We start from the raw sequence: 24,573 nt of genomic DNA on the forward strand, positions 1-24,573 counted from the left end.
GCCCATGGCGATTGCTCCACGCGATGGCTCCCCGCGATCGCTCCACGCGATGGCTCCACTCAAGTGCGGGCTGTTGCCGGGCGCCGAGCTTCTTCGGTGAGGACGACAGGTGCAGGTTCTTCGGCCCGGGGCAGGTGTTGCTCGGCCCAGATGCATTTGCCGTCACTGAGGTGGCGAGCGCCCCAGCGATGAGAGAGGGCGGCCACCAACTGCAGCCCCCGGCCGCCCTCGTCGGTGTATGCGGCGCGCCGGATGCGGGGGGTGGCGAGGCTGCCGTCGTAGACCTCGCAGATCAGCGACCGGCTGCGCAGCAGGCGCAGGCGGACGGGGCCCCTGGCGTGCCGGACCACGTTGCCGACGAGCTCGCTGACCAGGAGTTCGGTGGTGACGACGAGGTCGTCCAGTCCCCAGACGGCCAGTTGTCCGCGGACGTGTTCTCGGGCCTGTGCGGCTGCGCGGGGATCGTCAGGCAGCGGGTACGTGGCGACGTCACCGGCGGCGGTGGGCATGGTGCGGGCGATGAGGAGGACCGCGTCGTCGTCCGTTTGTTCACGGTCGGGCAGCACCGCCGAGAGGACCAGGTCGCACAGGTCGTCAAGTCGTCCGGTGGCGGCGTCCCGGTCTCCGGTCGAGAAGTAGGACGTCCGGGCCACGGAGCGAGCCAGAGTCTGCTGGAGCTGGTCCAGCCCCTGGTCGAGGTCCCCGGTGGCGGCTTCGAGCAGGCCGTCGGTGCAGAAGACCAAGAGGCTCTCTTGCGGCAGCCGCAGCTCGTGGAGGGCGAAGGGCGGGTCGGCCGCGCCCAGCGGCGGATCGGTGGCCAGGTCCGGGCGGTGAACCGTGCCGTCGTGATGCACGATCAGGGGCGGGGGATGGCCGGCGAGGGACAGCGAGAGGATCCGGCTGACGGGGTCGAACACGGAGTACAGACAGGTGGCGTAGTAGTCCTCACCGAGCTCGTGAACGATGTCGTTGAGGCGGCTGAGCAACTCGTCCGGAGGCAGTTCGAGGTCGGCGAGGGTCCGCACCGCCGTGCGCAGCCGGCCCATGGTGGCTGCTTCGGTGATTCCGTGCCCCATCACGTCGCCTATCACCATGGCGACCCGGTCGGCGGACAGCTGGATCACGTCGTACCAGTCACCGCCCACCTGTTCGCCGCGGCCTGCGGGCAGGTAGCGCGCCGACGCCCGCACGGCGGGCAGGCACGGCAGCTCCCGGGGGAGCAGATCACGTTGCAGACCCTGCGCGCGGGTGTGCTCCAGGTCGTACAGACGGGCCCGGTCCAGCGCCTGGCCGACCATGCCGCTGAGCGCCGTCAGCAAGGTGCGCTCCTCGTCGCTGAAGGAGCGCGGCCGGCCGAAGGAGAGGACACAGCACCCCATGGCGCGTCCGGAGGCGATCAGAGGCAGGAACGCCCAGGCGTTCTTCGTGGACGCGATCGCCACGTCCCCCATGTGCGGATAGCGCCGTTGGAACTCGCGCGTCGATCCGATGAAGGCGGGGGTACGGGTGCGGAGTACGTCGGCAACGACGGGGTGGGACGACAGGGGGCGATCGTCGAGCCGGCGGGTGAATCCCGGTGGGTGTCCGACGATGCCGACGAGGCGCAGACGGTTGGCTTCCAGTACGTCGATCCCCAGCCCGTCGGCGCCGAGAGGAGGCAGGATGTGCATCGCCACGGCTTCCACGACGTCCCTGGAAGTGAGGGCCTCTGCGAGCGCCGCGGTCAGTTCGCTCATCCGGACAGTCTGCTCGGCCCCGGTCGCCCGACCGTGGCCCGGTGGTATGTCCGACGTGCTCTGCAGACGCGCAACGGTCCAGGCGGCCACCGCGCGCAAAAAGGACTGTCGCACGTCCTCCGGCTCAGCAGTTCCGCTGGTGAGCACGGACAGCGCACCCATGGGGCCATCGGCGCCCTGAAGGGGCACCGCCGCCGTGCCGGTCGCACCCACCCCCAGGCTGTCGCCGGCCATCCAGACGAAGGCACCACGCCGCACGGCCCATGCGGGCGCCACGTCCTGCTCGCTGCTCAGCTCTGCCCACGCTTCCCTGCTCGCCGAGCCGAGGCCACCGGTCGCCGCCAGACGCAACCGGCCGTCGACGGAACCGCACCGGTGCAGCGTGGCACCCAGGCCGTCCAGGCACGATGTCGCCTGCTGAAGAGCCAGTGCAAGCGTCTGCGCGTCCCAGAACACCTCCTCCGCGGCCACGCCACCTCCTGCTCACCCACAGGTCAAGACTTGCCCACGTTCCGTGCAAATCATGACAAAAGTATCCTTCTACGGTAGCCCGCACTGTCTATCCACGCCTCACTCCGCCCCGGTTGCGGGGCTGAGGTGGTCGCCGAGGTGAGCCGTGGCCGTCGGTGTGTGGGGATCAGCGTTGTGTCGCCGGCGGCTTGGCGCGGTTCTGTGGTCGGGACTGGATCAGTCCGGTTTCCACGGCGGTGAGGAGGGTGAGGGCGGCGTCGAGGTGTTCGGTGTCGTGGCCGGCGGCCGTGGAGACCGCCGCGGCCCATTCGCGGCGGACCAGGGCGTAGTTGGTGCGTCCGTGTTCGGTGGTGTGGACGGTGACGCCCCGGCCGTCGCCCGGGTCGGCGCGCCGCTCGACGAGACCTTTGCGCTCCAGGCCGCCCAGGACGGTGGAGAGGTTGGTGCGCTGCAGTCCGGTCGCGTCGGCGATGCGGCTGGGCGGGGCGGCGGGCTCGCGCTGCAGATGGCGCATCACCATGCCCTCGGACGGTGACAGCGGGACGGCCCGCTCGTCGGTGTAGCCGCGGAACTGGATCTCCCGGCTGATGATCAGCACGAGGTCGGCCAGTTCGGCCCACCGCCGCTCGTCGTCCGGTCCGGCCGTTGGGTCCGTCGTCGGGTGTGCTTGAACCTTCGTCACGGCTCCAGGGTACGGGCTTGCCGGGAAGTAGTTATAGGCGCATACTCCTTATGGGTTCATAGTTATGAAATCATAACTTCAATCTTCGGGAGCTGCCATGACGACAACCACTTCCTCCCGGCATGCCGGGGCGACAGCACTCTCACCCCATGCCACGGCCCGCGCGGGCGGGCTGCACCCGGCCGGGGTGTTCATCCTGCTGGCCGGCGCATTCCTGCCGATCATGGACTTTTTCATCACCAATGTGGCCCTGCCCAGCATCGACGCCTCCCTGCACGCCTCCGCGTCGTCCCTGGAGCTGGTGATCGCCGGGTACGGCGTCGCGTATGCGACCCTGCTCGTCCTCGGCGGCCGACTGGGCGACCGCTACGGCCGCCGCCGCATCTTCCTCGGGGCGCTTGTCGGCTTCGTGCTGGCCTCGCTGGCCTGCGGTGTCGCCCCGAGCATGGGTGCGCTGATCGCGGCCCGCATCGTCCAGGGCGCCACCGCCGCCCTGCTCATTCCCCAGGTGCTGGCGACCTTCCACCACGTCCTCGAAGGACAGCGCAAGGCCCGTGCCGTGGCCCTGTACGGGGCCACCTCCGGCATCGCCGCGGTGGTCGGGCAACTGGTGGGCGGACTGCTGGTCAGCGCTGACATCGCCGGCACTGCCTGGCGGCCGATCTTCCTGGTCAACGTGCCCATCGGCGTGGTCGTGCTCCTCGTCGCGGCACGGCTCGTGCCGGACACCCGCTCACACCACCCGGTGGGCATCGACCTGCCCGGCACCGTCTTGTTCGCCGCCACCCTGACCGCCCTGCTGGTCCCGCTCACCGAGGGGCGCTCCCTGGGCTGGCCGTGGTGGACCTGGCTGCTGCTCGCTCTCGCGGTCGTTCTCGGTGCCGTCACGTACGTCGTGGAGAAGCGCACCGAGCAGCGCGGCGAGGTCCCGCTGCTGCCACCGACCCTGCTGCGCCTGCCGTCCATGTCCCGCGGCCTGGTGATGGTGTTCGCCTTCAGTATCGGCTTCGGCGCGTTCATGTTCGTCTTCGCCCTCACCGTGCAGAACGGCCTGCACGCCGACGCCCTGCACAGTGGTCTGGCGATCCTGCCGATGGCCCTGCTGTTCTTCGCTGGTTCACTCGTCGCGCCCCGGCTGCTCACCCGGTTCGGCCGGGCGGCACTGTCCGCGGGCGCCGTCGTCCAACTCGCCGGACTGATCGCACTGGTGGCGCTCCTGCTCGGGAGCTGGCCGCACGTCAGCCTGTGGGCGATGGCCGTACCGCTGGCCCTGGTCGGTGCCGGGCAGTCGATGCTGTTCGCCGGTCTGTTCCGCAGCGTGCTCGCCGACGTCCCCACGCACCTGGCCGGCATCGGCAGCGGCGTACTGATCACCCTCCAGCAGAGCGGCCTCGCCCTCGGCGTGGCCACCCTCGGCACCCTCTACCTTGCCCTGGCACCGGACAACGTCGCCCACGCCTTCGCCGGAGTCGAGTACGTGCAGATGGGCATCGTCGCCCTGCTCGCGGTCGGTGCCGCCGCCCTGCCGCGCTTCACCAAGGCCGCCGCATCCACTCCGGTCGTGGACGCGTGATCCAGCCCCTTACGAAAGGGAGCAGTGATGAGTCTCCTTGACTTGTCGCGATGGCAGTTCGCCGTCACCGTCCTGTTTCACATGACCGTTCCGGCGATCACCGTCGGACTCTCGATCTTCCTGTCGGTCGTCTACGGCCGGTACTGGCGTACCGGCAGGGCCGGCCACCTGCAGATGTTCCGTTTCTGGCGGCGCATCTTCGCCGTCGGCTTCGCGATCGGCGTGGTCGCCGGCGCCGTCATCACGTTCCAGATGGGTCTCAACTGGGGCGTGTACGGCGCGAAGACGGGGCCGATCATCGGGCCGATCATCGGCATGGAGGTCGTGACCGCCTTCTTCGTCGAGGCCGGGTTCATCGGCGTTCTGCTCTACGGCGAGGGCCGCGTTCGCAAGGGCACGATGTTCGTGTCCACCGTGATGGTGTCGGTGGGCACCGTTCTGTCGTCCACGTGGATCATCGCGGCGAACTCGTGGATGCAGACGCCCGCCGGATTCAAGGTCGTCCACGGTGGGTTCGAGCCCACGGGCTGGGTGCGCGTCATCTTCAACCCGTCGTTCCTCTGGCGCTGGCCGCACATGCTGGCCGCCGTGCTGATCTCGGCGAGTTTCTTCGTCGCCGGGATCTCGGCCTGGTACCTGGTCAAGGGGCGCGCGAAGGGCTTCGCCCGCCGCTCGATGTCGATCGCGCTCGGGATCGCCGCGCTGCTGATGCCTGTTCAGCTCTGCCTCGGTGACAGTGTGGCCGGGCATGAACTGCCCTACCAGCTTGCCAAGTTGGAGGCGATCGAAGGCAACTGGGCAACGGCGACACAGGCTTCGTCCTGTTCTCCATCCCGGATCAGCAAGCCGCGCGGAACATCGCCGAGCTCGACATTCCCCGCCTCGGCAGTTACATCGCCAAGGACCTCAGCTGCAAGACGGCCATGCCCGGCCTGAAGCTCACCCCGGCAGCCGACCGGCCGGACATGGCCGCGACCTTCTGGGGCTTCCGCGTCATGTTCCTCGCGGCCGTGCTGATGTTCGGTACGGCGTTCGCCGCCACGATCCTCCGCATGCGCAACCGCCTGTGGACCGCGCGCGGCTTCCATCGGTTCGTCCTCACGCCCTGCGCAGGAGTGACATCGCGGCCGCGATGGATCTGTTCTCGTCCGACGCCGTCTTCGAAGACGTGCCGGCGCACATTCAGATCACCAGCAAGGCGAGCATCCACGCGTACCTGACGAAGGCCGGCTCGGTGTTGCCGTACGTCGGTGCGGGCACCGGCGTACGGCACGTGCTCGGCAACGATGTCGGAGGCGGGTACGAATGGACCGCGGTCAACGGCCCGGTTCCCCGAGGCATCACCGGTATCGAACTCGACCCGTGGGGCAGGATCGAGCGGTTCACCGCAGTGTGGAACGGCGCCTACGCCGACGACGCCCTGCTGACCCTGTTGGCGCGGAAGGCGATCGAGCGATGACGGTCACGGCCATGTGGTGTTGATCCCACAAGGTCTCTGGCCGGCCGCGCGAGCTGGTGTACCTGCACTTACTGCTCGTCGGAGACCTGTTCGTGGTGCCGGTGTTCACCCACGAGGAGGCGCTGCCGAGGTGGTGCACTCATCCTGTCCGGGCAGCGCTGGTGCTTCTCGACGGGGTCATCACCACGCCGTGCCGGCCGGCGTGGTGATGACCCACGGCACGCTGATCGCCGGAGCCTGGTACCTGAACCACGCTCCCTCCTGGGCACCGGACAGGCATCATGACCAGCAGCTCGGCGGCGGTGCCGTGATCGGCTTCGCCGAACTGGTGGCGCTGCCCTTCCTGCTCGCCGTCCTCGTGCAGTGGGATCGCACCGAACGCGCCGAGACCACCGCCCTGGACCGCCGCCCGGACGCGGAGCTGGTCCCTGCGGGATCTTCGGCGACGGGCCCTCGCGCAGGGGCCGGGCCTCGTCCGTTCCGTGGGGGGAGAGAGACCGAGAACAGCGACGTCGCCCAGCGCATCCGGCAGCAACGGCCAGGACGTTGACACATGCGCGGCCGCGGCCGGGAGTGGCGTCGGGCGAGTGGGCCCCGCGCCGTCCATGCACTGTCGGCCTCGCACGGCTTGCCGCCATCCGTCCGGTGGTCTGCGGCCCCGGCTCGTTCGCGTGCTGCGCTCTGGTATCGGCTCCTCCGCCACGAAGACAGCCGCGGAAGGTCCGACGCCTCGGGCTCCCCACGAGGGCGTCCCGCTCGACATCGTCGACTCGACGGCCACGGCTGCCCCTCGCCGACAGGCCCCGCACGCAACAGCGCTCCAAAGGGAGAGTAGCGCGGGGAGACCCGCTCTGACCTCAGCGAATGGAGCGCATTCCGCGCACAAAGATGCGTCAGTACGTCGTTGACCGGCGATCCGCGACAGGGCCAGGGTGAGGGAGCCACATCGGATCCCGACCAGCCCTTTCCGGTCACCGGACTGCGTGCAGGAGGCCGTGATGCTCCAGACAGACACCCGTGGACTCACCGAGTTCGCAGACGACCACGAGACCGCTGCCGCTGCCGCAACCACGGCCGCGGCCGCCCCGCCGGACGCACCGGCGGTCTGCCGCGAACTCCAATTCCAGCGCTGCCTGTGGTGCGGCACCCCGGCCTACCGCCGTTCGACCTGCCGTGCCTGCGGGTCCATGGCCTTCAAACGGGAGCACAGCGAGGGCTCGGGGGTCGTCGTGCGCCGCTACGGCCATGTCCCGCACAACACGTGGTTCGTCGCGATGGACGAGGGCTTCAACCTGCTCTGCCAGGTCACCGGGTCGGCACCGGTCGCGGTCGCGGTGGGGGCGCGGGTCAGCGTCGTACGGTCCGTCGCCCCCCTCGGCCAAGGCCTGCCCGTCGTCGAACTCACCCACCCGGCACCGACTCTGGAGCGCTGGTGGTAACGGGAAACGGCCGAGGCACAGCCACCTCGCACACACAGGACGATCAGGGAGGAGGGTGCGTGGGCACCCAGCACAACGCACCGGACGGATGGGCCGGCGTTCTCGACTCAGCGGGGCGCGGCGCGCTGGACGGTCTGCGCATCGCCGACTTCTCCCGCGTTCTCGCGGGGCCCTACGCCACGATGCTCCTCGCCGACCTCGGCGCCGACGTGGTGAAGGTGGAACGGCCGGGCATCGGGGACGACACCCGGGCCTGGCACCCCCCTGCGGACCACGCCGGCACGTCGACCTACTACCTCGGCGTCAACCGGAACAAGAGGTCCGTCGTCCTGGACCTCACGACCGACGCCGGCGTCGAACAGGCCCGGGCCCTGGTCGCCGAGTCCGACGTACTGGTGGAGAACTTCCGTCCCGGCACGATGGAAAGGCTGGGGCTCGGCGCTGGCGAACTCCGTGCCCGGCACCCGGGGTTGATCTACTGCTCGATCAGCGGTTTCGGCAGCGGCGAGGGCGCGGAGATCCCCGGATACGACCTGCTCGTGCAGGCAGTCGGCGGGCTGATGAGCGTGACCGGCGACGCGGCCGGAGAGCCGGTGAAGGCGGGCGTGGCCCTGGTCGACGTAATCACCGGCCTGCACGCCTCGCTCGGCATCCTTGCCGCCCTCCGGCACCGGGACGCCACCGGGGAGGGGCAGTGTGTGGAGGTGAACCTGCTCGGCTCGCTGTTGTCGGCCATGGTCAACCAGGCGTCGGCGTTCGCCGTCGCCGGTGTGGTTCCGGGCCGCATGGGCAACGCGCACCCGAGCATCGCCCCGTACGAGACCTTCCCGGCAGCCGATCGCCCGATCGCGATCGCGGTGGGCAACGACCGGCAGTTCGCGGCGCTCGCCGAGGCCGTCCAGGACCCCGGTCTCGCTGCCGACGACCGCTTCCGCACCAACGCCGACCGGGTCGCACACCGCACCGAACTGCGGGACATCCTGACCGAGCGGCTGAGCGGCGCCGGCGCGGACCACTGGTCGGCCGTCCTGCTGGCGGCGGGGGTGCCCGCCGGACCGGTCAACACCCTTGACGAGGCATTCGCCTTCGCCCAGAAACTCGGCCTCCCCGGCATCGTCGACATCCCCGCCGCACCCGCTGCATCCGCCGACGGAGCCGACGGAGCCGACGGAGCAGACGAGGCGCAGGGCACGCCCTCCCGCCAGGTCGCGAGCCCCATCGCGCTGAGCGGCACGCCGGCGCAGTACCGCCTGCCGCCGCCGCGCCTGGGCCAGCACACCGCGGAGATCCTCCACCGCCTTTCCGACGATGCCTGAGCGCTGGGACGAGCGGTCGAGCGACCGTTCCCGGCGCAGGCGCGCCACGACCGAACCGACCACCACAACCATCAGGAGCCCACGATGAGCCGTAAGCCGATGAAGGACCCTCTCGACCTGCTCGACCTCTCCTCGACACTCAGCGAGGAGGAGCGCGAGATCCAGACCACCGTCGCCAAGTTCCTCGCCGACCGGGTGCGCCCGCACATCGGCGAGTGGTTCGAGAACGCCCACTTCGCCCGCGAACTGGCGCCCGAGCTGGGCAAGTTGGGCGTACTGGGCATGCACCTCGAAGGCTACGGCTGCGCCGGCACCAACGCGGTCAGCTACGGACTGGCGTGCCTGGAGCTGGAGGCGGCGGACTCCGGCTTCCGCAGCTTCGTCTCCGTGCAGGGCTCACTGTCGATGTTCTCCATCTGGAAGTGGGGCTCGGAGGAGCAGAAGCAGGAGTGGCTGCCCCGGCTCGCCGCCGGTGAGGCCATCGGCTGCTTCGGCCTGACCGAACCCGACTTCGGCAGCAACCCCTCCGGGATGCGCACCCGGGCCGTCCGCGACGGCGACGACTGGATCCTCAACGGCTCCAAGATGTGGATCACCAACGGCGGCATCGCCGACGTGGCCACCGTCTGGGCACAGACCGAGGACGGCATCCGCGGCTTCCTCGTGCCCCGCGGCACGCCCGGTTTCACCACGCAGGACATCAAGCAGAAGATGTCGCTGCGCGCCTCCATCACCTCGGAGCTGTACTTCGACGACGTACGGCTGCCCGACTCGGCGCGGCTGCCCCTCGCGGAGGGCCTGCGCGGACCGCTGTCCTGCCTGAACGAGGCCCGCTTCGGCATCCTGTTCGGCGCGGTCGGTGCGGCCCGCGACTCGATCCAGGCGGCCATCGAGTACGCCGACTCCCGCATCCAGTTCGACAAGCCGATCAGCGGCTTCCAGCTCACCCAGAAGAAGCTCGCCGACATGAGCGTGTCCGTGGGCAACGCCGCGCTTCTCGCCGTGCACCTGGGGCGGCTCAAGGACCAGCACCGCATCAGGCCCGAGCAGATCAGCGTCGGCAAGCTCAACAACGTGCGGGAAGCGATCGCCATCGCACGGGAATGCCGCACCATCCTGGGGGCCAACGGCATCTCCCTGGAGTACTCGCCGCTGCGCCACGCCAACAACCTGGAGTCCGTCCTCACCTACGAAGGCACGAGTGAGATGCACACGCTGGTCGTCGGCCAGGCGATCACCGGCCAGGCGGCGTTCCGCTGATCACGAAGGCTGAAGGAAGACACCCGTGAACATCGTCGTACTCGTCAAGCAGGTCCCGGACTCCGGTGCCGAGCGCACCCTGTCCCAGGCCGACCACACCCTCGACCGCGAGGACGCCGAACTCGTCCTGGACGAGATCAACGAGCGCGCCGCCGAAGAGGCCCTGACGCTGAAGGAGACGGCGGACGCCCACGTCACCGTCGTCTCCATGGGACCCGACTCCGCGCTCGACGCCATCCGCAAGGTCCTGGCCATGGGCGCCGACCGGGGGATCCACATCTGCGACGACAGACTGCACGGCGCCGACGTGCCGACCACCGCGAAGGTCCTGGCGGCCGCCGTACGGACCGTGGAGGACGTCGACCTGGTGCTCGCCGGCGACGCGACCACCGACGGTCAGGCGAGCGCGGTCCCCGCCGTCGTCGCGGACCTGCTCGGCCTGCCGCAGGTGACCCATGTACGGAAGCTGGACGTGGACGCGGAGCGGGTGCGCGCCGAGCGGGAGACCGAGGACGGCGAGGCGACGCTGGACGCCCCGCTGCCCGCGCTGGTCAGCGTCACCGAGAAGATCAACGAGCCGCGTTACCCCTCCTTCAAGGGGATCATGGCCGCCAAGAAGAAGCCGGTGGACACGGTCGACCTCGACGACCTGTTCCCCGACGCGGCCGGATTCCTCGTGACCCGCACGCGTGTGGTGGAGGCCGTCCCGCGTCCCCCGCGAACCGCAGGAACCCGCATCACGGACGACGGTTCGGCCGGCCGGCAGCTCGCCGCGTACCTGATCGCCCAGAAGCTCGTCTGAACCGCCCGACCAGGAGACAGGCCCCCATGCCCGAAGTCCTCGTACTCGTCGACCACGACGGGGAACGTGTCAACAAATCAACATATGAACTCCTGGCCGCCGCACGGCGGTTGGGGGACCCGGCCGCCGTCGTCGTGGGAACCCCCGGCACAGCCAAGCGCCTCAGGGAATCCCTCGCCCGCCACGGCGCCACGAGCGTCCACGCCGCGGAAGCCACCGACGCGGCCGAGTTCCTCGTCACGCCCGCCGTCGACGCCCTGGAGCTCGCGGTCCGGGAAACCTCTCCCGCCGCCGTTCTGGTCTCCGCCACGACGGACGGCAGGGAGGTGGCCGGGCGTCTCGCCGCGCGGCTCGACGCGGGGCTGCTGATCGACGCGGTCGACCTGGACTCGTCCGGGGTGGTCACCCAGATCGTCTTCGGCGGGTCCTACACCGTGCGCTCACAGGTCATCCACGGCATACCGGTGATCGCCGTGCGGCCGGGCGCCTTCGAGCCGGAGGAGCATCCCGTGGAGGCCAGGGAGCAGGAGCTGGCCCTGCCGCCGGTCGACCCTGCGGCGTCCGCACGCATCACCGCCCGGCGCGCCGCTCCCGCGGGCGACCGGCCCGGACTCACCGAGGCGGCCGTCGTGGTCTCCGGAGGCCGCGGTGTCGCAGGAGCGGACGGTTTCAAGGTCGTGGAGGCGCTGGCCGACGCTCTGGGGGGTGCCGTGGGCGCCTCGCGCGCCGCGGTCGACGCCGGTTACTACCCGCACCAGTACCAGGTCGGCCAGACCGGCAAGACCGTCTCCCCGCAGCTGTACATCGCCCTGGGCATCTCCGGGGCCATCCAGCACCTCGCCGGGATGCAGACCTCCAAGACGATCCTCGCGGTCAACAAGGACCCGGAGGCACCGATCCTCGGCCTCGCCGACTACGGCGTGGTGGGCGACCTGTTCTCGGTGGCTCCCCAGCTCACGCAGGAAATGGCCGCCCGCCGCACGGTCGGCTGAGACGGACGCCTGAGGTGGACGCCGTTCTCGAGGTCCGGGCCGTCCGGTCCGGACCGGACGGCCCGGACCATGGGGGAGGAACACCATGCGGTACGCCGAGGGGCCGAGGGTCTGCTGTGACGTTCACATCGCGGCGGATCCCTCCCGGGTGTGGGCCCTGGTGACGGACATCGGTCTGTCGGCCCGCCTGAGCCCTGAACTGCAGCGCGTGGAATGGCTCGACGGCGCGGAGGAGCCCGCGGTGGGAGCGCGTTTCGCGGGGTACAACCGCCATCGGATGGCCGGCGAGTGGTGGACCGTCTCGTACGTCGTCCGGTTGGAGGAGCGGCGGGTGTTCGGCTGGGCGGTCACCGATCCGGAGGGCCGGTACGGCGATCCGGCCCCTGACCCCGCGAAGCCCCTGGCCACCTGGCGCTACGAGCTCGCCCCGGAGGGGCCCGGCACCAGGCTGCGGCAGTTGGCCCGGATCGGGCCGGGCCGCTCCGGGCTCAACCTGGTGATCGACCGGACGCCGGAGCGGGAGGAGCAGATCGTGGCCTTCCGGCTCGCCGAGCTCCGCACGAACATGGAAGCCACCCTGTACGGCATCAAGGCGCTCGCCGAAGAAGCCGACCGGGGACTGTCCGGCTGATCAGGTCGCAGGAGATCGGCGGCGCCTGATCGGCGCCGGTGAGCGGGGGCGTCGGGGGCGCCCCCGCTCAACGCTGTTCGAGAGAGAGGCCAGGTCGCACCAGGCGATCGGTCTCAGAGGCCGGTCGCGGCTCGCCCGGGGTGATCGCACCCCCTCGCCGGGACGAGGGCCGTCCGAGCCAGTCTCCTCGGGGGACGGGTGCGCCAGACGGAGAGCCGCATGCCATGGATCAGACGACGCCGGTCGCATGCCGCGGATCAGATCACGACGCCGAGTGATGGCACGGATGCCGAGACACTGGACCGCTGACGGGGCACCCTCAGCCGGAACCTCGTGCCCCTGGCGGTCCTGCCGCGCGAGGGCGCCGACTCCCGCGCATCCGCGCGGCACATCGGCACATCGGCCCACGGCACATCGGCTCCGACGCGCCCGCCGGGCTCGGCCAGGCGGTACGGCATTTCCGGTACGGGTTGGCGCGGCAGGTGGAGTACCTGGAGTCCCGTGTCACGCCTCGGCTCGCCGACAACGTGGTCGACCTGATCGGCAACCCTCGTGCGGAGCGGCCGGGTTGGACCGGGCAGCCGGGGACGAAGGCCCGGACCTGTCACCCGGCGCACTCTCGTTCACATGGAGCAGCGGCCCGTCGCCCCCCGGGGCTGAGCCCCGAAGGGAGCGCGGCCGCCCTGCGTATCTCCGCCGCTACCCGTACAAGTTGCCGGCCGATCAGGGCTGCACCGTCTCGTGCTGGATCCGGGAACAGCGTCTCGCGCGGTGCGCGCGGGACACCGCGTAGCCGCAGGCCCTCAGGCCGCCTGGTAGTTGAAGAATCCCTGCCCTGACTTACGGCCCAGCAGCCCCGACTCGACCATGCGCCGCAGCAGCGGGGGAGGGGCGTACAGCGGTTCCCGGTACTCCTCGTACAGTGCCTCGCCTATCGCCGCGACGGTGTCCAGTCCGATGAGGTCGGCGAGGCGCAGCGGGCCCATGGGGTGAGCGCATCCGGCGGTCATCCCCGTGTCGATGTCCTCCGCCGTCGCGGTGCCGGAGCCGACCATCCGCACCGCTGCCAACAGGTAGGGAACCAGCAGGGAGTTGACCACGAAGCCCGCGCGGTCCTCCGTGACGATCGCCTTCTTGCCCAGGATCTCGCCCGCGAAGGCGCGCACACGCAGTTCCGTGGTCTTCGAGGTCTGCAACGAGGGGATGACCTCGACCAGCGGCATGACGGGAACCGGGTTGAAGAAGTGCAGGCCGACCACCGCCTCCGGTCGTCCGGTCGCCGCCGCGAGCCGGGCGATGGGGATCGAGGAGGTGTTGCTGGCCAGGATGGCCGCCGGGTCGGTGACGATCTCGTCCAGCTGCCGGAACAGCGCCGTCTTGGCCTGCTCGTCCTCGACGGCGGCCTCGATGACCAGGTCGGCTCGGGCCAGGCGGACGAGATCGCCGGTGACCGAGATCCCGGCCAGGGCATGTGCGCGGTCCTCGGGGGCGATGGTGCCGCGCTTCTCCGCCTTGAGCAGGGAGTCCGCCACGCCTGCGAGTCCGGCACGAGCCCTGTCCTCGGTCACGTCGCACAAGGTGACGTGCAGCCCTGCCCGGGCGCAGACCTCGGTGATGCCCCGGCCCATCTGCCCGGCGCCGACGACCCCCACGTGCTTGATCGATGTCATGTGTTCCTCCGCCTGTTCCTCCGCCCGGCGGCGGTCGACCGACGCCGCCACGGTCTGTGGTGCCGTGTTGAGCGTAGGCCGCGAGCACCCCCTCTGACCTGCTCCGACAGTGCGTTTTCCGCGCACAAACATGCGTCGGTTCGTCGTTGGCCGAGCGTGTCGCGCAGAGCCACGCCGACCGTGACCGGGGTGAGCCGGACGGCAGGAGAGGCGGGTACGAGGTGGCGGTCGCAGGCGTCGAGGACGGCACCCCCGGACGGACCCGACGGCGCTGCCGGGGAGGGGGCCGAGGCCCCCCTGAGCGGACTGCAGCCCGCGTCGGTGCAGCCCGCGTCGGTGCCGTCCGCCGGAACACCGAGGCTTCAGCCGGCGGTGACCGTGGCGGCGGCGGCCTCCCGCAGGCGGCGGATCAGGCCGCGAACCGCGGGCGAGGTCTCGCCCCTGCGGTAGGCACCCACCAGCCGGGTGGTCAGCGATACGTCCGCCAGAGGACGGTAGGCCACCCCGGGGATGTGCACGCGGCGCAGGGAATCAGGGACCAGAGCCACCGCGAGACCACCGCCCACCAGTGTCAGAGCCGCGATGAAGTCCCGCACCGGAGGAGCGCACCGCGGACTGAACCCGCCTTGCTCCGCCACCTCGAGGATCTGGTCGCGGCAGCCGTACTCCTCGTCGAAGTGCGGGGCCACGAACCACTCGTCGCGCAGCTGCGCCGCCGGTATCGCCTCGTACGCCGCCAGCGGCGCGCCGGCCGGCAGCGCCAGGACGACGTCCTCGGTGAGCAGGCAGGTGGCCGTGACTTCGGGCGGGTACTCCGGCCTCCAGCGCAGGAAGCCGACGTCGATGTCCCCGCAGGCCAGCGCCTCCAGTTGGGCCGGTGTCTCCAGCTCGCGCACCTGCACGGTCAGCTCGGTGCCGGGGGCCGCGCAGCGGGTGAGGACGTCGGTCAGCACCCCGGAGAACGTGGCCGAGGCGACGTACGCGATCTGGGCGTGCCCCAACTCCCCGCGACCGGCACGCCGGCCCACCGACTCGGCCCGGGAGACCTGGGTGAGGGTCAGCCGCGCCTCCTCGAGAAAAAGCCGCCCGGCGCTGGTCAGCGCCGGGCGGCTGCGCCGTCCGCGGTCGATCAGCCGCACGCCCAGGTGCGACTCCAGGGCCCTGATCTGGGCGCTGAGCGCCGACGGGGCAAGATGCAGACGGTCCGCGGCCCGCGCGAAGTGCAGTTCCTCCGCGACGATGACGAACGATTCCAGCCAGCGCAGTTCCACCCGCTCCTCCATCCTGCCGGGCCGGTGCCGACGAGAGCACCGGCCGTGTGCACGGCTTGTGTGAAGCACCCCGCGGCGGCGTCAGGGCAGAACAGGACCGCCGCGGGGTGAGTACGGGGCGTCAGGGGCATGGCCGGTCAAGGGATGTCCGGACGTCCCTGGGTGCCCGCGGTTCAGGGGATGACGACGTAGTTGCTGAACCCGCCGTCTCGGTCCTGGAGACCCGAGATCGCCTCGTTGACCCTGGACAGCGGGAACGGCTTGGCCTGCAGGTAGGACAGGTCCAGGGCGCCCGTGCCCACCATGTCGGCGAGTTCCTGCCCCTGCGCGGTGCTGAACCAGTTGGAGCCGATCAGCTGGACCTGCTCGTCCATGAGCCACTTCACGTCCACGGGCAGCCGGTCGGCCACGCCGCCGACGTTGACGACCCGGCCGCCCCTGCGGACGCCCTGCATGGAGTCGAGCATCGTCTCCACCGGCGCCTTGGCGCCCAGCGCGCTGATCACGTAGTCCGCGCCCTCGCCGCCGGTGCGGGACTTCGCCCACTCGCCGGTGGAACCGTCACCCAGCCGGAAGACCTCGACGCGGTCCGGGGCCAGTTCCTTGACGCGCTTGAGGAGCTCCTCGTTGCGGCCGGTACCGAGGATCCGGGAGGCGCCGGAGGCCAGCGCGAGCACGGTCGCCGCGACCCCGAGGGTTCCGGTGACCCCGTCGATCAGCGCGACCTGGCCGGGCCCTGCGGCGGCGTTCTTGAGGGCGCCGTAGGAGGTGCCGATGTAGCCGAGCTTGCCGGCCTGCTCGAACGTCATGTTGTCCGGGATGTTGACGATCGAGGACTGCGGGGCGGTCATGTACTCCGCGAAGCCGCCGTACGGGTAGAGGTCGAAGATCCGCTGGCCGTCACGGGAGGTGCTGAAGTAGCCGTTCAGCGTGAAGTAGCGGCACCGGCTCAGTTCACCGCCCCGGCACACCTGGCAACTTCCGCACCCGCGCAGGGGGTTGACGTAGACCCGGTCACCGGGCTTGGTGTTCAGCACCGCCTCGCCGACGGCTTCGACCACGCCGGAGGCGTCCAGGCCGAAGATGGCGGGGAACTTGGGCAACGGCTGGTGCGGGAACCAGGTGGGCCAGTTGTTGATCACGTTGGCCATGTTCGGCACGATCCCGCACGCCTTGACCCGCACCAGCACGTCGGTCGGCCGCGGTGTGGGCACGTCGATGGTGTCCACCGACATCGGCTCACCGAGCGCGTGCAGTCGTGCAGCGAGCATTTTCGCCATTGAAATACTCCTTGAAACTACTCCGTCCCTGCGATTCGGGGGCGGAGAATTCTTGTTCGGCGACCGAGGCGGCGGACCGGCGGCTCGGTAGTCACATCTCAGGTATTGAGGGCTTTACGGCGCCGGGTTCTACGAATTCGGGAAAGGGGCGGGGTAATTTTCCTCGAGGTCGATGTCCAGCAGCCCCATGATGCGGACGCCGGAGTTGTACCAGGCGATGGACAACGACAGTTCGACCATCTGCTTGTCCGTCAGGTGCTCGGCGGCGGCACTCCACGTCTCCTTCGAGACCTCGACCTGGAGCGTGGACTCCTTGGCGAGGCGCATCACCGCCTTCTCCACCCCGTCGAACAGGTCGGACGACTCGAAGTCGGCCACCGCCGCGAGCTGTTCCGCGGTGAGCCCGGCCCCCAGTCCGTGCGACTGGTGGTGCGCGACCTCGTACGCGGACCGGGTCGCGTGGCCCACGGTCAGGATCGCCAGTTCACGCAGCTTGGGGCTGAGGTCGGCGGCGCGCAGCGAGTTGGCGTAGGTCAGGAAGGCGTCCAGCTGGGTCGGCGCATGGGTGAGGGCGAGGAAGATGTTCGCCGTCGGTACCTTGCGTTCGGCCTCCAGCCGGTCGTACAGGGGTTTCTGCGCTTCGTCCGCGTCCTCGCGGCGCAGATAGGGGACTCGTGCCATGGTGTCTCCTCGGGGACGTGATCGTACGAAAGTCCGGTGGGCGGACCGAGAGTTCAGTGGGCGGACTGTCCGAGCAGGTACCGCTCCATCGACATCGGCTTCGGCAGCTCGGCCGGCGGGATCTGCTTCACGCCGACGAAGGGCGACGCCTCGAAGTACCACTTCTCCAGGGCCGGCAGGCCCCAGCGGGCGTTGGTGCTCAGTGCCGCCGCGTCCCAGCGCACCGGCTCGATCTCGGTGTCGATCGTCTGGTAGTGGCTGTTGAAGACCTCCACCCGGTGGCCGTCGGGGTCACGGAGGTAGGCGAAGAGCATCCCGCCCGGACCGTGACGCCCCGGGCCCCGCTCCACGCCGTCGCCGTAGCCCAGGATCCCCGCCCAGTCGCAGGCGGAGAAGATGTCGCGGCTTTCGGAGACGGTGTACGCGAAGTGGTGCAGGGCCGGCCCGGTGTTCTCGACGATCGCCAGGTCCAGGCAGGTGCCCTTGCGGTACATGAAGGCACCGAGCAGCTTGTCGCCGTGCTCCAGGTACTCCGAGTTGCGGAAGCCGAGCTCGCTGTAGAACGCGCACAGCTCGTAGGTGTCGGGCGCGAAGATCTGGTAGTGGTCCAGCCGCTGCGCGTGGGCACCCTTGTAGGACGCGAAGTCGATGTGCAGCCGCGGCCGCGTCTCCATGGTCGCGCACAGTTCGAGCGGCGTGCCGATGGGGTCGCTGACGTGCAGGGTGCGGCCCTGGTACGGGACGTCGACCCACTCGGCGGGCAGTCCCCGCTCACGGAACCACTCGTATGCGAGGTCGAGGTCCTCGTCGAAGAACACCCGGTAGCCGACCCTCCTGCACGTGCCGCCGCCCTCTTCGTCCAGCTCCAGGACGAGACTGTGGTGGCAGGCCTCGGCGAGGCCGCGGAGGTAGCAGGTGCGCTCGTCCTCGTCGCTGACGACGAGGCCCAGGGCGTTCACGTAGAAGTTCCGGCTCTCCGCCAGGTCGGCCACGGTGAGACGCACATGACTGGAGCGGGTGATGTTGAAACTCGGGCGCAGATTGACGGGAGGCAGCATGGTGGTCTCCGTGCTCCGATCGGCTCTGGATTTCGATGACTGTAATACTTCGGGGCCGTTTTACGGCTTGGTCGTGGAGGCCGCGGAATCCGCGAATGTGAAGGCGGACCATCCGCTGAATTCCGCGGATGCGCCGAGGGCCTCCTCGATCCGCAGGACCTCGTTCCACTTGGCCATTCGCTCGGAGCGGGTGAATGAGCCCACCTTCAGCTGACCGGCGTCCCAGCCGACGCTCAGATGGGCGATGGTGACGTCCTCGGTCTCCCCGGACCGGGCCGAGACGATCGTGCCGAAACCGGCATCCTTTCCGGCGCGCAGGGCCTGGAAGGACTCCGTGACGGTACCGGCCTGGTTCGGCTTGACGAGTACGGCGTTCGCCGCCCCGCTGGTGGCCGCCGCCTCGACTCGCTTGGCGTTCGTGACCAGGTAGTCGTCGCCGATCACCTGGCAGCGCCGGCCGTAGCGCCGGGTGAACTCCAGCATGCCCTCGTGGTCGTCCTCGCCCACCGGGTCCTCGACGGAGAGAATCGGATACTGCTCGATCCAGCCGCCCAGCATGTCGATCAGCGCTTCGGTGTCCAGCGTGCGGTCGTCCAGGGCCAGCGTGTACCGCCCGCCGCTGCCGAACTGCGAGGCCGCGACGTCCAGGGAGATGCCCACCTGGGAGGAGGGTGCGAAGCCCGCGCTCTCGATGGCCAGGGTCAGCATCTCCAGCGCCTCCTCGTTGGAGTCGAACGCGGGCCAGAACCCGCCCTCGTCGGCCACGCCCTGCGCCTTGCCGGCCTTCCGCATCAGGGCTCCGGCCGCCCGGTAGATCTCCGCCGTCCAGTCCAGGGCCTCGGAGAAGCTCCGTGCCGCCGGGCAGACCACCATGAAGTCCTGGACGTCGACGCGGCGGTCCGCGTGGGCTCCGCCACCGAAGATCTGGATCTCCGGCAGCGGGATGCGGACCGGCCGCCCGCCCGCCAGGTGCTGCCACAGGGGTACGCCCGCCGACGCGGCGGTGGCGTGCAGGACCGCCATGGAGGTGGCCACGATCGCGTTGCCGCCCAGACGGCTGCGGTCGGGGGTGCCGTCGAGGTTCACCAGGAGCCGGTCGACGGCCTCCTGGTCACCCGCGTCACGGCCGGCGAGGGCGGGGGCGATCTCGCGGTTCACCGAGCCCACCGCGCGCCGGACGTCGAGCCCGCCGAAGCGGCTGCCGCCGTCGCGCAGGTCGAGCGCCTCGCCCTGGCCCGTCGAGGCCCCCGCCGGGGCGATGGCCCGCCCGGTCGCGCCGTCCGCGAGGTGTACCTCGACCTCGACGGTCGGGCGACCGCGGGAGTCCCACACCCTGCGGCCGTAGAGCTTGGCGATCCGCGCGTCTGTCATTGCGGTGCAACCTTTCGGAGTTCGGACGATCGGGTCGACGAGAGATGCCCGTGCCTGTCATCGGGGGCGCCCCCGCAGCCGGAGGCGACGGAAGGCGGACGGAGAAAGTCCTCGCCGACGAACGGGCGTGGTCGGCCCTCGCGGGGCGGCACCTGAGCAGGTGCGGCGGCGCTGGGCGCGAGGCGGAAGGTGATGGCGAGGGTTGCTCGTTCACTGCGGCTCTTGTCGTGCTAACGATAGCGCAATCGTGCAAAGCGGTGGCTTCTCTGTCAAGGGGTGGGTGCCAACCGATCCCGCGGTGTTGCCGCCCCGCGCTCCCTTGGTCTCGCCGAAACGTCAATGCTATCGTTCGCACAGTCGTGATGCTCCGGCTGGTGCTCCGACTGGACCTCCGGCGGACCCGCGCACTCCTGGACGGACGGACAGCACAGGCGACGCGGGTCCGCCGGGCAGGACCCCGGCCGACAGGAAAGGGAGCCCGACATGACACTCCAGCCCTCAGCGGCGCCCATGACCCTGACCACCGTTGTGGCCAGCACTCGCCCCGGACGTGTGGGCAGATCCGTGGCGGACTGGTTCGCTCTGCGGGCCACGGAGTACGACCAGTTCGAGTCGCACACCGTCGACCTGTACGAACTCGCTCTCCCCTTCTTCGACGAGCCGCATCCGCCCGCCCTGCGGCAGTACACGAAGGGCCACACCCGCGAATGGAGCCGGATCGTCGACGGGTCGGACGCGTTCGTCTTCGTCACCCCGGAGTACAACGGCGGCTTCCCCGCCCCGTTGAAGAACGCGTGGGACTACCTCGTCGTGGAGTGGCAGCACAAGCCGGCCGCGTTCGTCAGCTACGGGGGCGTCTCGGCGGGCACCAGGGCGGTGCAGATGGGCAAGCAGGTCGTGGCGAACCTCAGGATGCTGCCGATCGGTCCGACCGTGAGCATCCCGTTCGTCAACGAACTCGTCGAGGGGGGCGATTTCAGGCCCGGCAAGATCCACGAGGCGGCTGCCGAGCAGGTGCTCGACGAACTCGCGCGTACCGCCCGCGTCATGCGGCGGCTGCGCAGCGGAGCGTACTGACCTGCGCAGCGGAGCGTACTGACCTGCGCCGCACACGCGAGGGCGCCCGGAGCACATCGCTCCGGGCGCCTTCGGTGTTCGTGGCGCGCCCGGCGTCGCCCGGCCGCCCGCGAGCGCCGCCACCGGGCCGCCCCTGGCTCACACGGACCTGGACGGAGCCTCTCCGGCGGGAGGCGCCGTGCTGCCCCGCAGGACCAGCGACCCGGGGGAGACCGACGTGTACGGGCCGTCGTTGCCCGGCTTGGTCTTGAGCCGGCGCATCAGCCACAGGGCGCAGCCGGTGGCCATCTCCTGGATCGGCAGCCCGATCGTGGTCAGTCCGGGACCCCACCAGGAAAACCCCGGCTCGTCCCCGAACCCGACCACGGACAGCTCCCCGGGCACCTTCACTCCCTGCTCGGACAACTCCTCCAGGACCCCGATGGTGAGCTGAACCGATCCCAGCACGAGGGCGGTGGGAGTGTCCGGCCCCTTCAGCAGCCGGCGCACCGCCTGGCGGCCGTGGTCCACGGAGGACGGCGGCCCCAGCTCCGTACGCCCGGCGTCGTCGGGCAGGCCGCCTTCGCTCAGGGCGCTGCGAAAGCCGCGCAGACGTTCCGCGCCCGTGGGCAGTTCCTCGGGGCCGCCCAGGTACGCGATGCGGGTGTGCCCCTGGGCCACCAGGTGGGCCGCGGCCTGGCGCAGTGCCTCGTGGTCGTCCACACCGAACCACTGGGAACCGAGCAACGGGTGGCGGCGCAGCAACTGAAGGTGCGGCAGGCCGCGCAGGAGCTTGACGGAGTCGCCGTGCGGGCGTGCGGTGGGCACGATGATGACGCCGGCCACGCGGTTGGCGGACAGCTCGCGCAGGTGGCGCAGCTCCACCATCCGGTCGTCGTCGGTCTCCGAGAGCATCAGCTGGAAGCCCTCGGCCTCCATGTTCTTGGACAGCTCGTGCGCGATCGTCGAGTAGAAGCTGTTGCGGATGTCCGGGATGACCAGCGCCACCACGTTGCTGGACGCTCCGCGCATCATCCGGGCCGCCCGGTTGCCGACGTATCCCATCTCGGAAGCGGCCTGGCGGACCCGGAACTTGGTCTCCTCGCTGATGCGGGGATCGTCGGAAAGCGCCCGGCCGACCGTCGAGACGGAGATTCCGAGGCGTTCGGCGATGTCCTTGGTCGTGATCACGTAAGGGCCCCCTCGAGCTGACTGATCCCGTTGCCGTCACTTTCCGTATGCCAACGATAGCATTCTCGTCGCGCTCCGTGGTCGCGGAGGTGAGGGCGCCGGGTTGATCATCATCCTTGTGCTAACGTTAGCACTGCTGTATGGGCCGTGCAGCCGCCCGCGGCTGCCTAGTTGCGGAGGTTTTCCGTGCGGATCGTCAGGTATGCCGTCAGCGGCGTGAGTCACTACGGGGAGCTGAAATCCGGTGACGAAAGAATCGCCAGATTCGAGGGTGATCCCTTCACCGGACTGTCCCCCTCGGGACATGTCGACGAAGTCGGCGACGTGGTCATTCTCCCGCCGCTGGAGCGACCCCGGATCTTCGGGTTCGCCTACAACTACGCCTCGCACGTCGACGAGACCGACCGCGAGGTTCCGGAAGTTCCCGTGTGCTTCATGAAGCCGAGCACCGCCGCGATTGGACCGGATGAGGCCATCGTCTATCCGGCGGATGGTGAACTGATCCATTTCGAAGGCGAGTTGGTCGTCGTCATCGGAAAGGAAGCCCGCCATGTGAAGCCCTCCGAAGCCCATGAGTACATCCTTGGCTATACGTGCGGCAATGACGTCAGCGACCGCATCGTCCAGCGCAGGGAAAGCGCATTCGGAGCGCTGCTGATCGGCAAGGGGCAGGACACGTTCGCTCCCCTGGGGCCGGTCATCGCGACCGAACTCGACCCCTCGGCACTGTCGCTGACGACCCGTGTGAACGGCGCCGTCGCGCAGTCGGCGAGCACGGCCGACCTGCTGCTCGCCGTTCCCGACATCGTCAGCTACCTCAGCCGTTATCTGACGTTGCTGCCCGGAGACGCGATCATGACCGGCACGCCGTCCGGCGTCGGGCCGATCCGGCCCGGAGACGAGATCGAGGTGGAGATCGAGGGCATCGGTGTCCTGCGCAATCCGGTCGTGGCCGAGAGCCGATGACGTCGGACGTCTGCCGGCGATCTCGCCACGGGGCCTGCCCACCGCTCGGCGGTGGGCAGGCCCCGTGGCGTGTCGGCGGTGGCTCCCGTGTCCTGTCGGAGAAATGCCGCCGTGTTGCACCGGGCGCGGCGCCCGGTGCAACACGGCGGCAGATGTCCGGCGGACCGACTCGCTAGTGGACCGCGTTGTTGAACTTCGAGGGACGGACGAAGGTCAGGGCCAGGGCGCCCGCCAGTGGCAGTACCGTGACCTGCAGCAGCCCGGCCCTGTCCCAGCCGAAGGAGTCCACGAGGGCGGCGAAGAGCAGGCCCGAGAACGCCGCCGGTCCGTAGTAGCTGGTGACGAAGAGTCCGGAGGCGCGTCCGATCTGCGCGGGACGGACGGCCCGCTGTATCGCGCTGTTGGTGTTGGGATAGATGAAGCCCAGGCCGAAGGCGCCCATGAGGAAGGCGAACACGCACTGCGTGCCGACTCCGGCATGCGTCTCGTAGATGCACACGCTGATGGCGGAGACGGCCAGCAGGCTCAAGATCAGCAGGTTGCGCTGGTTGAAGCGGTCGCCGAGCCAGCCGCCGAAGATGGCCGTCATGCCGCCGAAACCGAGGAAGCTCATGGCCAGTGCGGCCTGCCCGGATGTGTAGTGCAGGGACGTGATGAGGAACGTCGGGTAGAGCCCGAGGAACCCGTAGATCGCCACACCGCTGATGACCGAGTGGACGGCCAGTGCGATGGTGTTGCGGTTGTAGGCGGAGGTCGGCATGCACTCGAAGGTCCCGGTCGAGACGACCTTCTCGGCGGAGTGCTCGGTCAGACCGGTCTTCACGAGGAACAGGGCGGCGGCGGCGATCAGCAGCCCGGCCGTGCCGAAGAGGTAGAAGGGCGAGTGCCAGGTGCCGTGCACGCTCATGAGCTTGACGCCGATGAGCGGGGCGATGAACACGCCGACGGAGTAGCCCATGCCGATGATGCCGAAGGCGAGGCCCCGCCGGTGGGCGAAGAAGGCGCCGATCGCGGCGAAGATGGCGGCGGACTGCATGCCCTCCCCGAAGCCGGAGACGACCCGGTACAGGGTCATGTCGGCGAAACCGGTGGCCAGCGGCGTGGCCATGGTGCCCAGGGAGTAGATCACGATGCTGACCAGCAGCACGGTCTTGCGGCGGAAGCGGTCCAGGAGATAACCCGCGGGCAGGCCGGCCAGGGCCATGCCGAGGGTGAAGTTCGTCGCCAGCAGCCCGCCCTGTTCCAGGGAGAACCCGTACTCCGTGCGGATGTTGGGCAGCAGGGGAGGAAAGACCTGGCGGTCCATCGCGTTGACCATGTAGGAGAGGACCACCAGCAGGAAGCCCACCCCGATCATGGGGCGGGAAATGGGGGCCCGGCTCTTTTCCTGCGTGTCGCTCGCGGGCACCGCACTGGTGTCGACTTGCGCTGCGTGAGTCATAGCGGCTCCTGAGGAGGAATGGGCCACGGCAGGCCGCGGCGGATCCATCGCCGGTACGGGGCTGTACGGGCGATGACGAGAAGCGGTGAGCTGAACACGGACTCGAGTCGGCGACGGCGATGTTGTCGTCGACTGGCGGAATGGGGACGACGGGCTGCCGCGCGGTCGGACACCGCATGCGGAATTCAGCCGTATATCGCCCGTCGGGGACGTCCGTGGCTATGGCG

Annotated in this window: 21 protein-coding genes and 1 pseudogene; 12 read left to right on the forward strand and 10 right to left on the reverse strand. The window is 69.8% G+C overall.

The window, feature by feature from the left end:
* Positions 1–59 precede the first annotated feature (59 nt).
* The gene (locus ADK57_RS21640; RefSeq protein ID WP_063785984.1) at positions 60–2,207 is read right to left on the reverse strand and encodes an ATP-binding SpoIIE family protein phosphatase; all 2,148 of its coding nucleotides are present in this window, start codon (positions 2,205–2,207) and stop codon (positions 60–62) included.
* A 166-nt stretch (positions 2,208–2,373) separates the two neighbouring features.
* Entirely contained in the window at positions 2,374–2,889 is a 516-nt protein-coding gene (locus ADK57_RS21645) for a MarR family winged helix-turn-helix transcriptional regulator (RefSeq protein ID WP_053751149.1), read from the reverse strand.
* 97 nt (positions 2,890–2,986) lie between these two features.
* Here ADK57_RS21645 and ADK57_RS21650 point away from each other — a divergent pair, with 97 nt between their 5' ends.
* The 10 genes and pseudogenes from ADK57_RS21650 (at position 2,987) to ADK57_RS21695 (ending at position 12,361) form a co-directional block, all read left to right on the forward strand.
* Positions 2,987–4,462, forward strand: a complete 1,476-nt coding sequence (locus ADK57_RS21650) for an MFS transporter (RefSeq protein WP_053751150.1) — start codon at positions 2,987–2,989, stop codon at positions 4,460–4,462.
* An 81-nt stretch (positions 4,463–4,543) separates the two neighbouring features.
* Positions 4,544–5,682, forward strand: a pseudogene (locus ADK57_RS21655) (cytochrome ubiquinol oxidase subunit I).
* Positions 5,595–5,921, forward strand: a complete 327-nt coding sequence (locus ADK57_RS21660) for a hypothetical protein (RefSeq protein ID WP_053751152.1) — start codon at positions 5,595–5,597, stop codon at positions 5,919–5,921. Before ADK57_RS21655 ends, ADK57_RS21660 begins: the two are co-directional and overlap by 88 nt.
* A 190-nt stretch (positions 5,922–6,111) precedes the next feature.
* Positions 6,112–6,471 (forward strand): cytochrome c oxidase assembly protein, encoded by a 360-nt coding sequence (locus ADK57_RS21665; protein WP_053751153.1) that lies wholly within the window; start codon positions 6,112–6,114, stop codon positions 6,469–6,471.
* Between the two features lie 448 nt (positions 6,472–6,919).
* The gene (locus ADK57_RS21670) at positions 6,920–7,360 is read left to right on the forward strand and encodes a hypothetical protein (protein WP_053751154.1); all 441 of its coding nucleotides are present in this window, start codon (positions 6,920–6,922) and stop codon (positions 7,358–7,360) included.
* Between the two features lie 59 nt (positions 7,361–7,419).
* Positions 7,420–8,676 carry a CaiB/BaiF CoA transferase family protein gene (locus ADK57_RS21675; protein WP_053751155.1) on the forward strand — a complete coding sequence of 419 codons (1,257 nt, stop codon included), beginning with the start codon at positions 7,420–7,422 and terminating at the stop codon, positions 8,674–8,676.
* An 84-nt stretch (positions 8,677–8,760) separates the two neighbouring features.
* Positions 8,761–9,936, forward strand: a complete 1,176-nt coding sequence (locus ADK57_RS21680) for an acyl-CoA dehydrogenase family protein (RefSeq protein WP_053751156.1) — start codon at positions 8,761–8,763, stop codon at positions 9,934–9,936.
* A 25-nt stretch (positions 9,937–9,961) separates the two neighbouring features.
* Complete coding sequence (locus ADK57_RS21685) at positions 9,962–10,738, forward strand: electron transfer flavoprotein subunit beta/FixA family protein (protein WP_053751157.1); 777 nt, start codon at positions 9,962–9,964, stop codon at positions 10,736–10,738.
* A 26-nt stretch (positions 10,739–10,764) separates the two neighbouring features.
* On the forward strand, positions 10,765–11,730 hold the full coding sequence (locus tag ADK57_RS21690) for an electron transfer flavoprotein subunit alpha/FixB family protein (RefSeq protein ID WP_053751158.1): 966 nt from the start codon (positions 10,765–10,767) through the stop codon (positions 11,728–11,730).
* An 85-nt stretch (positions 11,731–11,815) separates the two neighbouring features.
* On the forward strand, positions 11,816–12,361 hold the full coding sequence (locus ADK57_RS21695; RefSeq protein WP_053751159.1) for an SRPBCC family protein: 546 nt from the start codon (positions 11,816–11,818) through the stop codon (positions 12,359–12,361).
* A gap of 803 nt (positions 12,362–13,164) precedes the next feature.
* Here ADK57_RS21695 and ADK57_RS21700 read toward each other — a convergent pair.
* From ADK57_RS21700 to eno, 6 genes are all read right to left on the reverse strand, one after another.
* Positions 13,165–14,031 carry a 3-hydroxybutyryl-CoA dehydrogenase gene (locus tag ADK57_RS21700; RefSeq protein ID WP_053751266.1) on the reverse strand — a complete coding sequence of 289 codons (867 nt, stop codon included), beginning with the start codon at positions 14,029–14,031 and terminating at the stop codon, positions 13,165–13,167.
* Positions 14,032–14,393: 362 nt separating this feature from the next.
* Positions 14,394–15,302: a LysR substrate-binding domain-containing protein gene (locus ADK57_RS21705; protein ID WP_053751160.1), complete on the reverse strand. Its 909-nt coding sequence runs from the start codon at positions 15,300–15,302 to the stop codon at positions 14,394–14,396.
* 173 nt (positions 15,303–15,475) lie between these two features.
* The gene (locus ADK57_RS21710) at positions 15,476–16,573 is read right to left on the reverse strand and encodes an alcohol dehydrogenase catalytic domain-containing protein (protein WP_053751161.1); all 1,098 of its coding nucleotides are present in this window, start codon (positions 16,571–16,573) and stop codon (positions 15,476–15,478) included.
* Positions 16,574–16,711: 138 nt separating this feature from the next.
* A complete protein-coding gene (locus ADK57_RS21715) occupies positions 16,712–17,263 on the reverse strand; it encodes a carboxymuconolactone decarboxylase family protein (protein WP_053751162.1) in 552 nt (183 codons plus the stop codon).
* Between the two features lie 53 nt (positions 17,264–17,316).
* Positions 17,317–18,321, reverse strand: a complete 1,005-nt coding sequence (locus ADK57_RS21720) for a VOC family protein (protein WP_053751163.1) — start codon at positions 18,319–18,321, stop codon at positions 17,317–17,319.
* A 60-nt stretch (positions 18,322–18,381) separates the two neighbouring features.
* The gene (gene eno, locus ADK57_RS21725; RefSeq protein WP_053751164.1) at positions 18,382–19,692 is read right to left on the reverse strand and encodes a phosphopyruvate hydratase; all 1,311 of its coding nucleotides are present in this window, start codon (positions 19,690–19,692) and stop codon (positions 18,382–18,384) included.
* A gap of 483 nt (positions 19,693–20,175) precedes the next feature.
* Between eno and ADK57_RS21730 the strand changes: the two genes are divergently transcribed.
* Positions 20,176–20,769 carry an NADPH-dependent FMN reductase gene (locus tag ADK57_RS21730; protein WP_078973261.1) on the forward strand — a complete coding sequence of 198 codons (594 nt, stop codon included), beginning with the start codon at positions 20,176–20,178 and terminating at the stop codon, positions 20,767–20,769.
* A gap of 138 nt (positions 20,770–20,907) precedes the next feature.
* On the opposite strand, the gene ADK57_RS21735 is transcribed toward ADK57_RS21730, so the two are convergent.
* Positions 20,908–21,939, reverse strand: a complete 1,032-nt coding sequence (locus ADK57_RS21735) for a LacI family DNA-binding transcriptional regulator (RefSeq protein WP_053751166.1) — start codon at positions 21,937–21,939, stop codon at positions 20,908–20,910.
* A 186-nt stretch (positions 21,940–22,125) separates the two neighbouring features.
* On the opposite strand from ADK57_RS21735, the gene ADK57_RS21740 reads away from it, so the two are divergent.
* Positions 22,126–22,905: a fumarylacetoacetate hydrolase family protein gene (locus ADK57_RS21740; RefSeq protein WP_053751167.1), complete on the forward strand. Its 780-nt coding sequence runs from the start codon at positions 22,126–22,128 to the stop codon at positions 22,903–22,905.
* Between the two features lie 172 nt (positions 22,906–23,077).
* Here ADK57_RS21740 and ADK57_RS21745 read toward each other — a convergent pair whose 3' ends face one another.
* On the reverse strand, positions 23,078–24,346 hold the full coding sequence (locus tag ADK57_RS21745) for an MFS transporter (protein ID WP_053751168.1): 1,269 nt from the start codon (positions 24,344–24,346) through the stop codon (positions 23,078–23,080).
* Positions 24,347–24,573 lie beyond the last annotated feature (227 nt).

It is taken from the genome of Streptomyces sp. MMG1533 (assembly GCF_001279775.1).
In the GTDB taxonomy this organism is placed as follows: domain Bacteria; phylum Actinomycetota; class Actinomycetes; order Streptomycetales; family Streptomycetaceae; genus Streptomyces.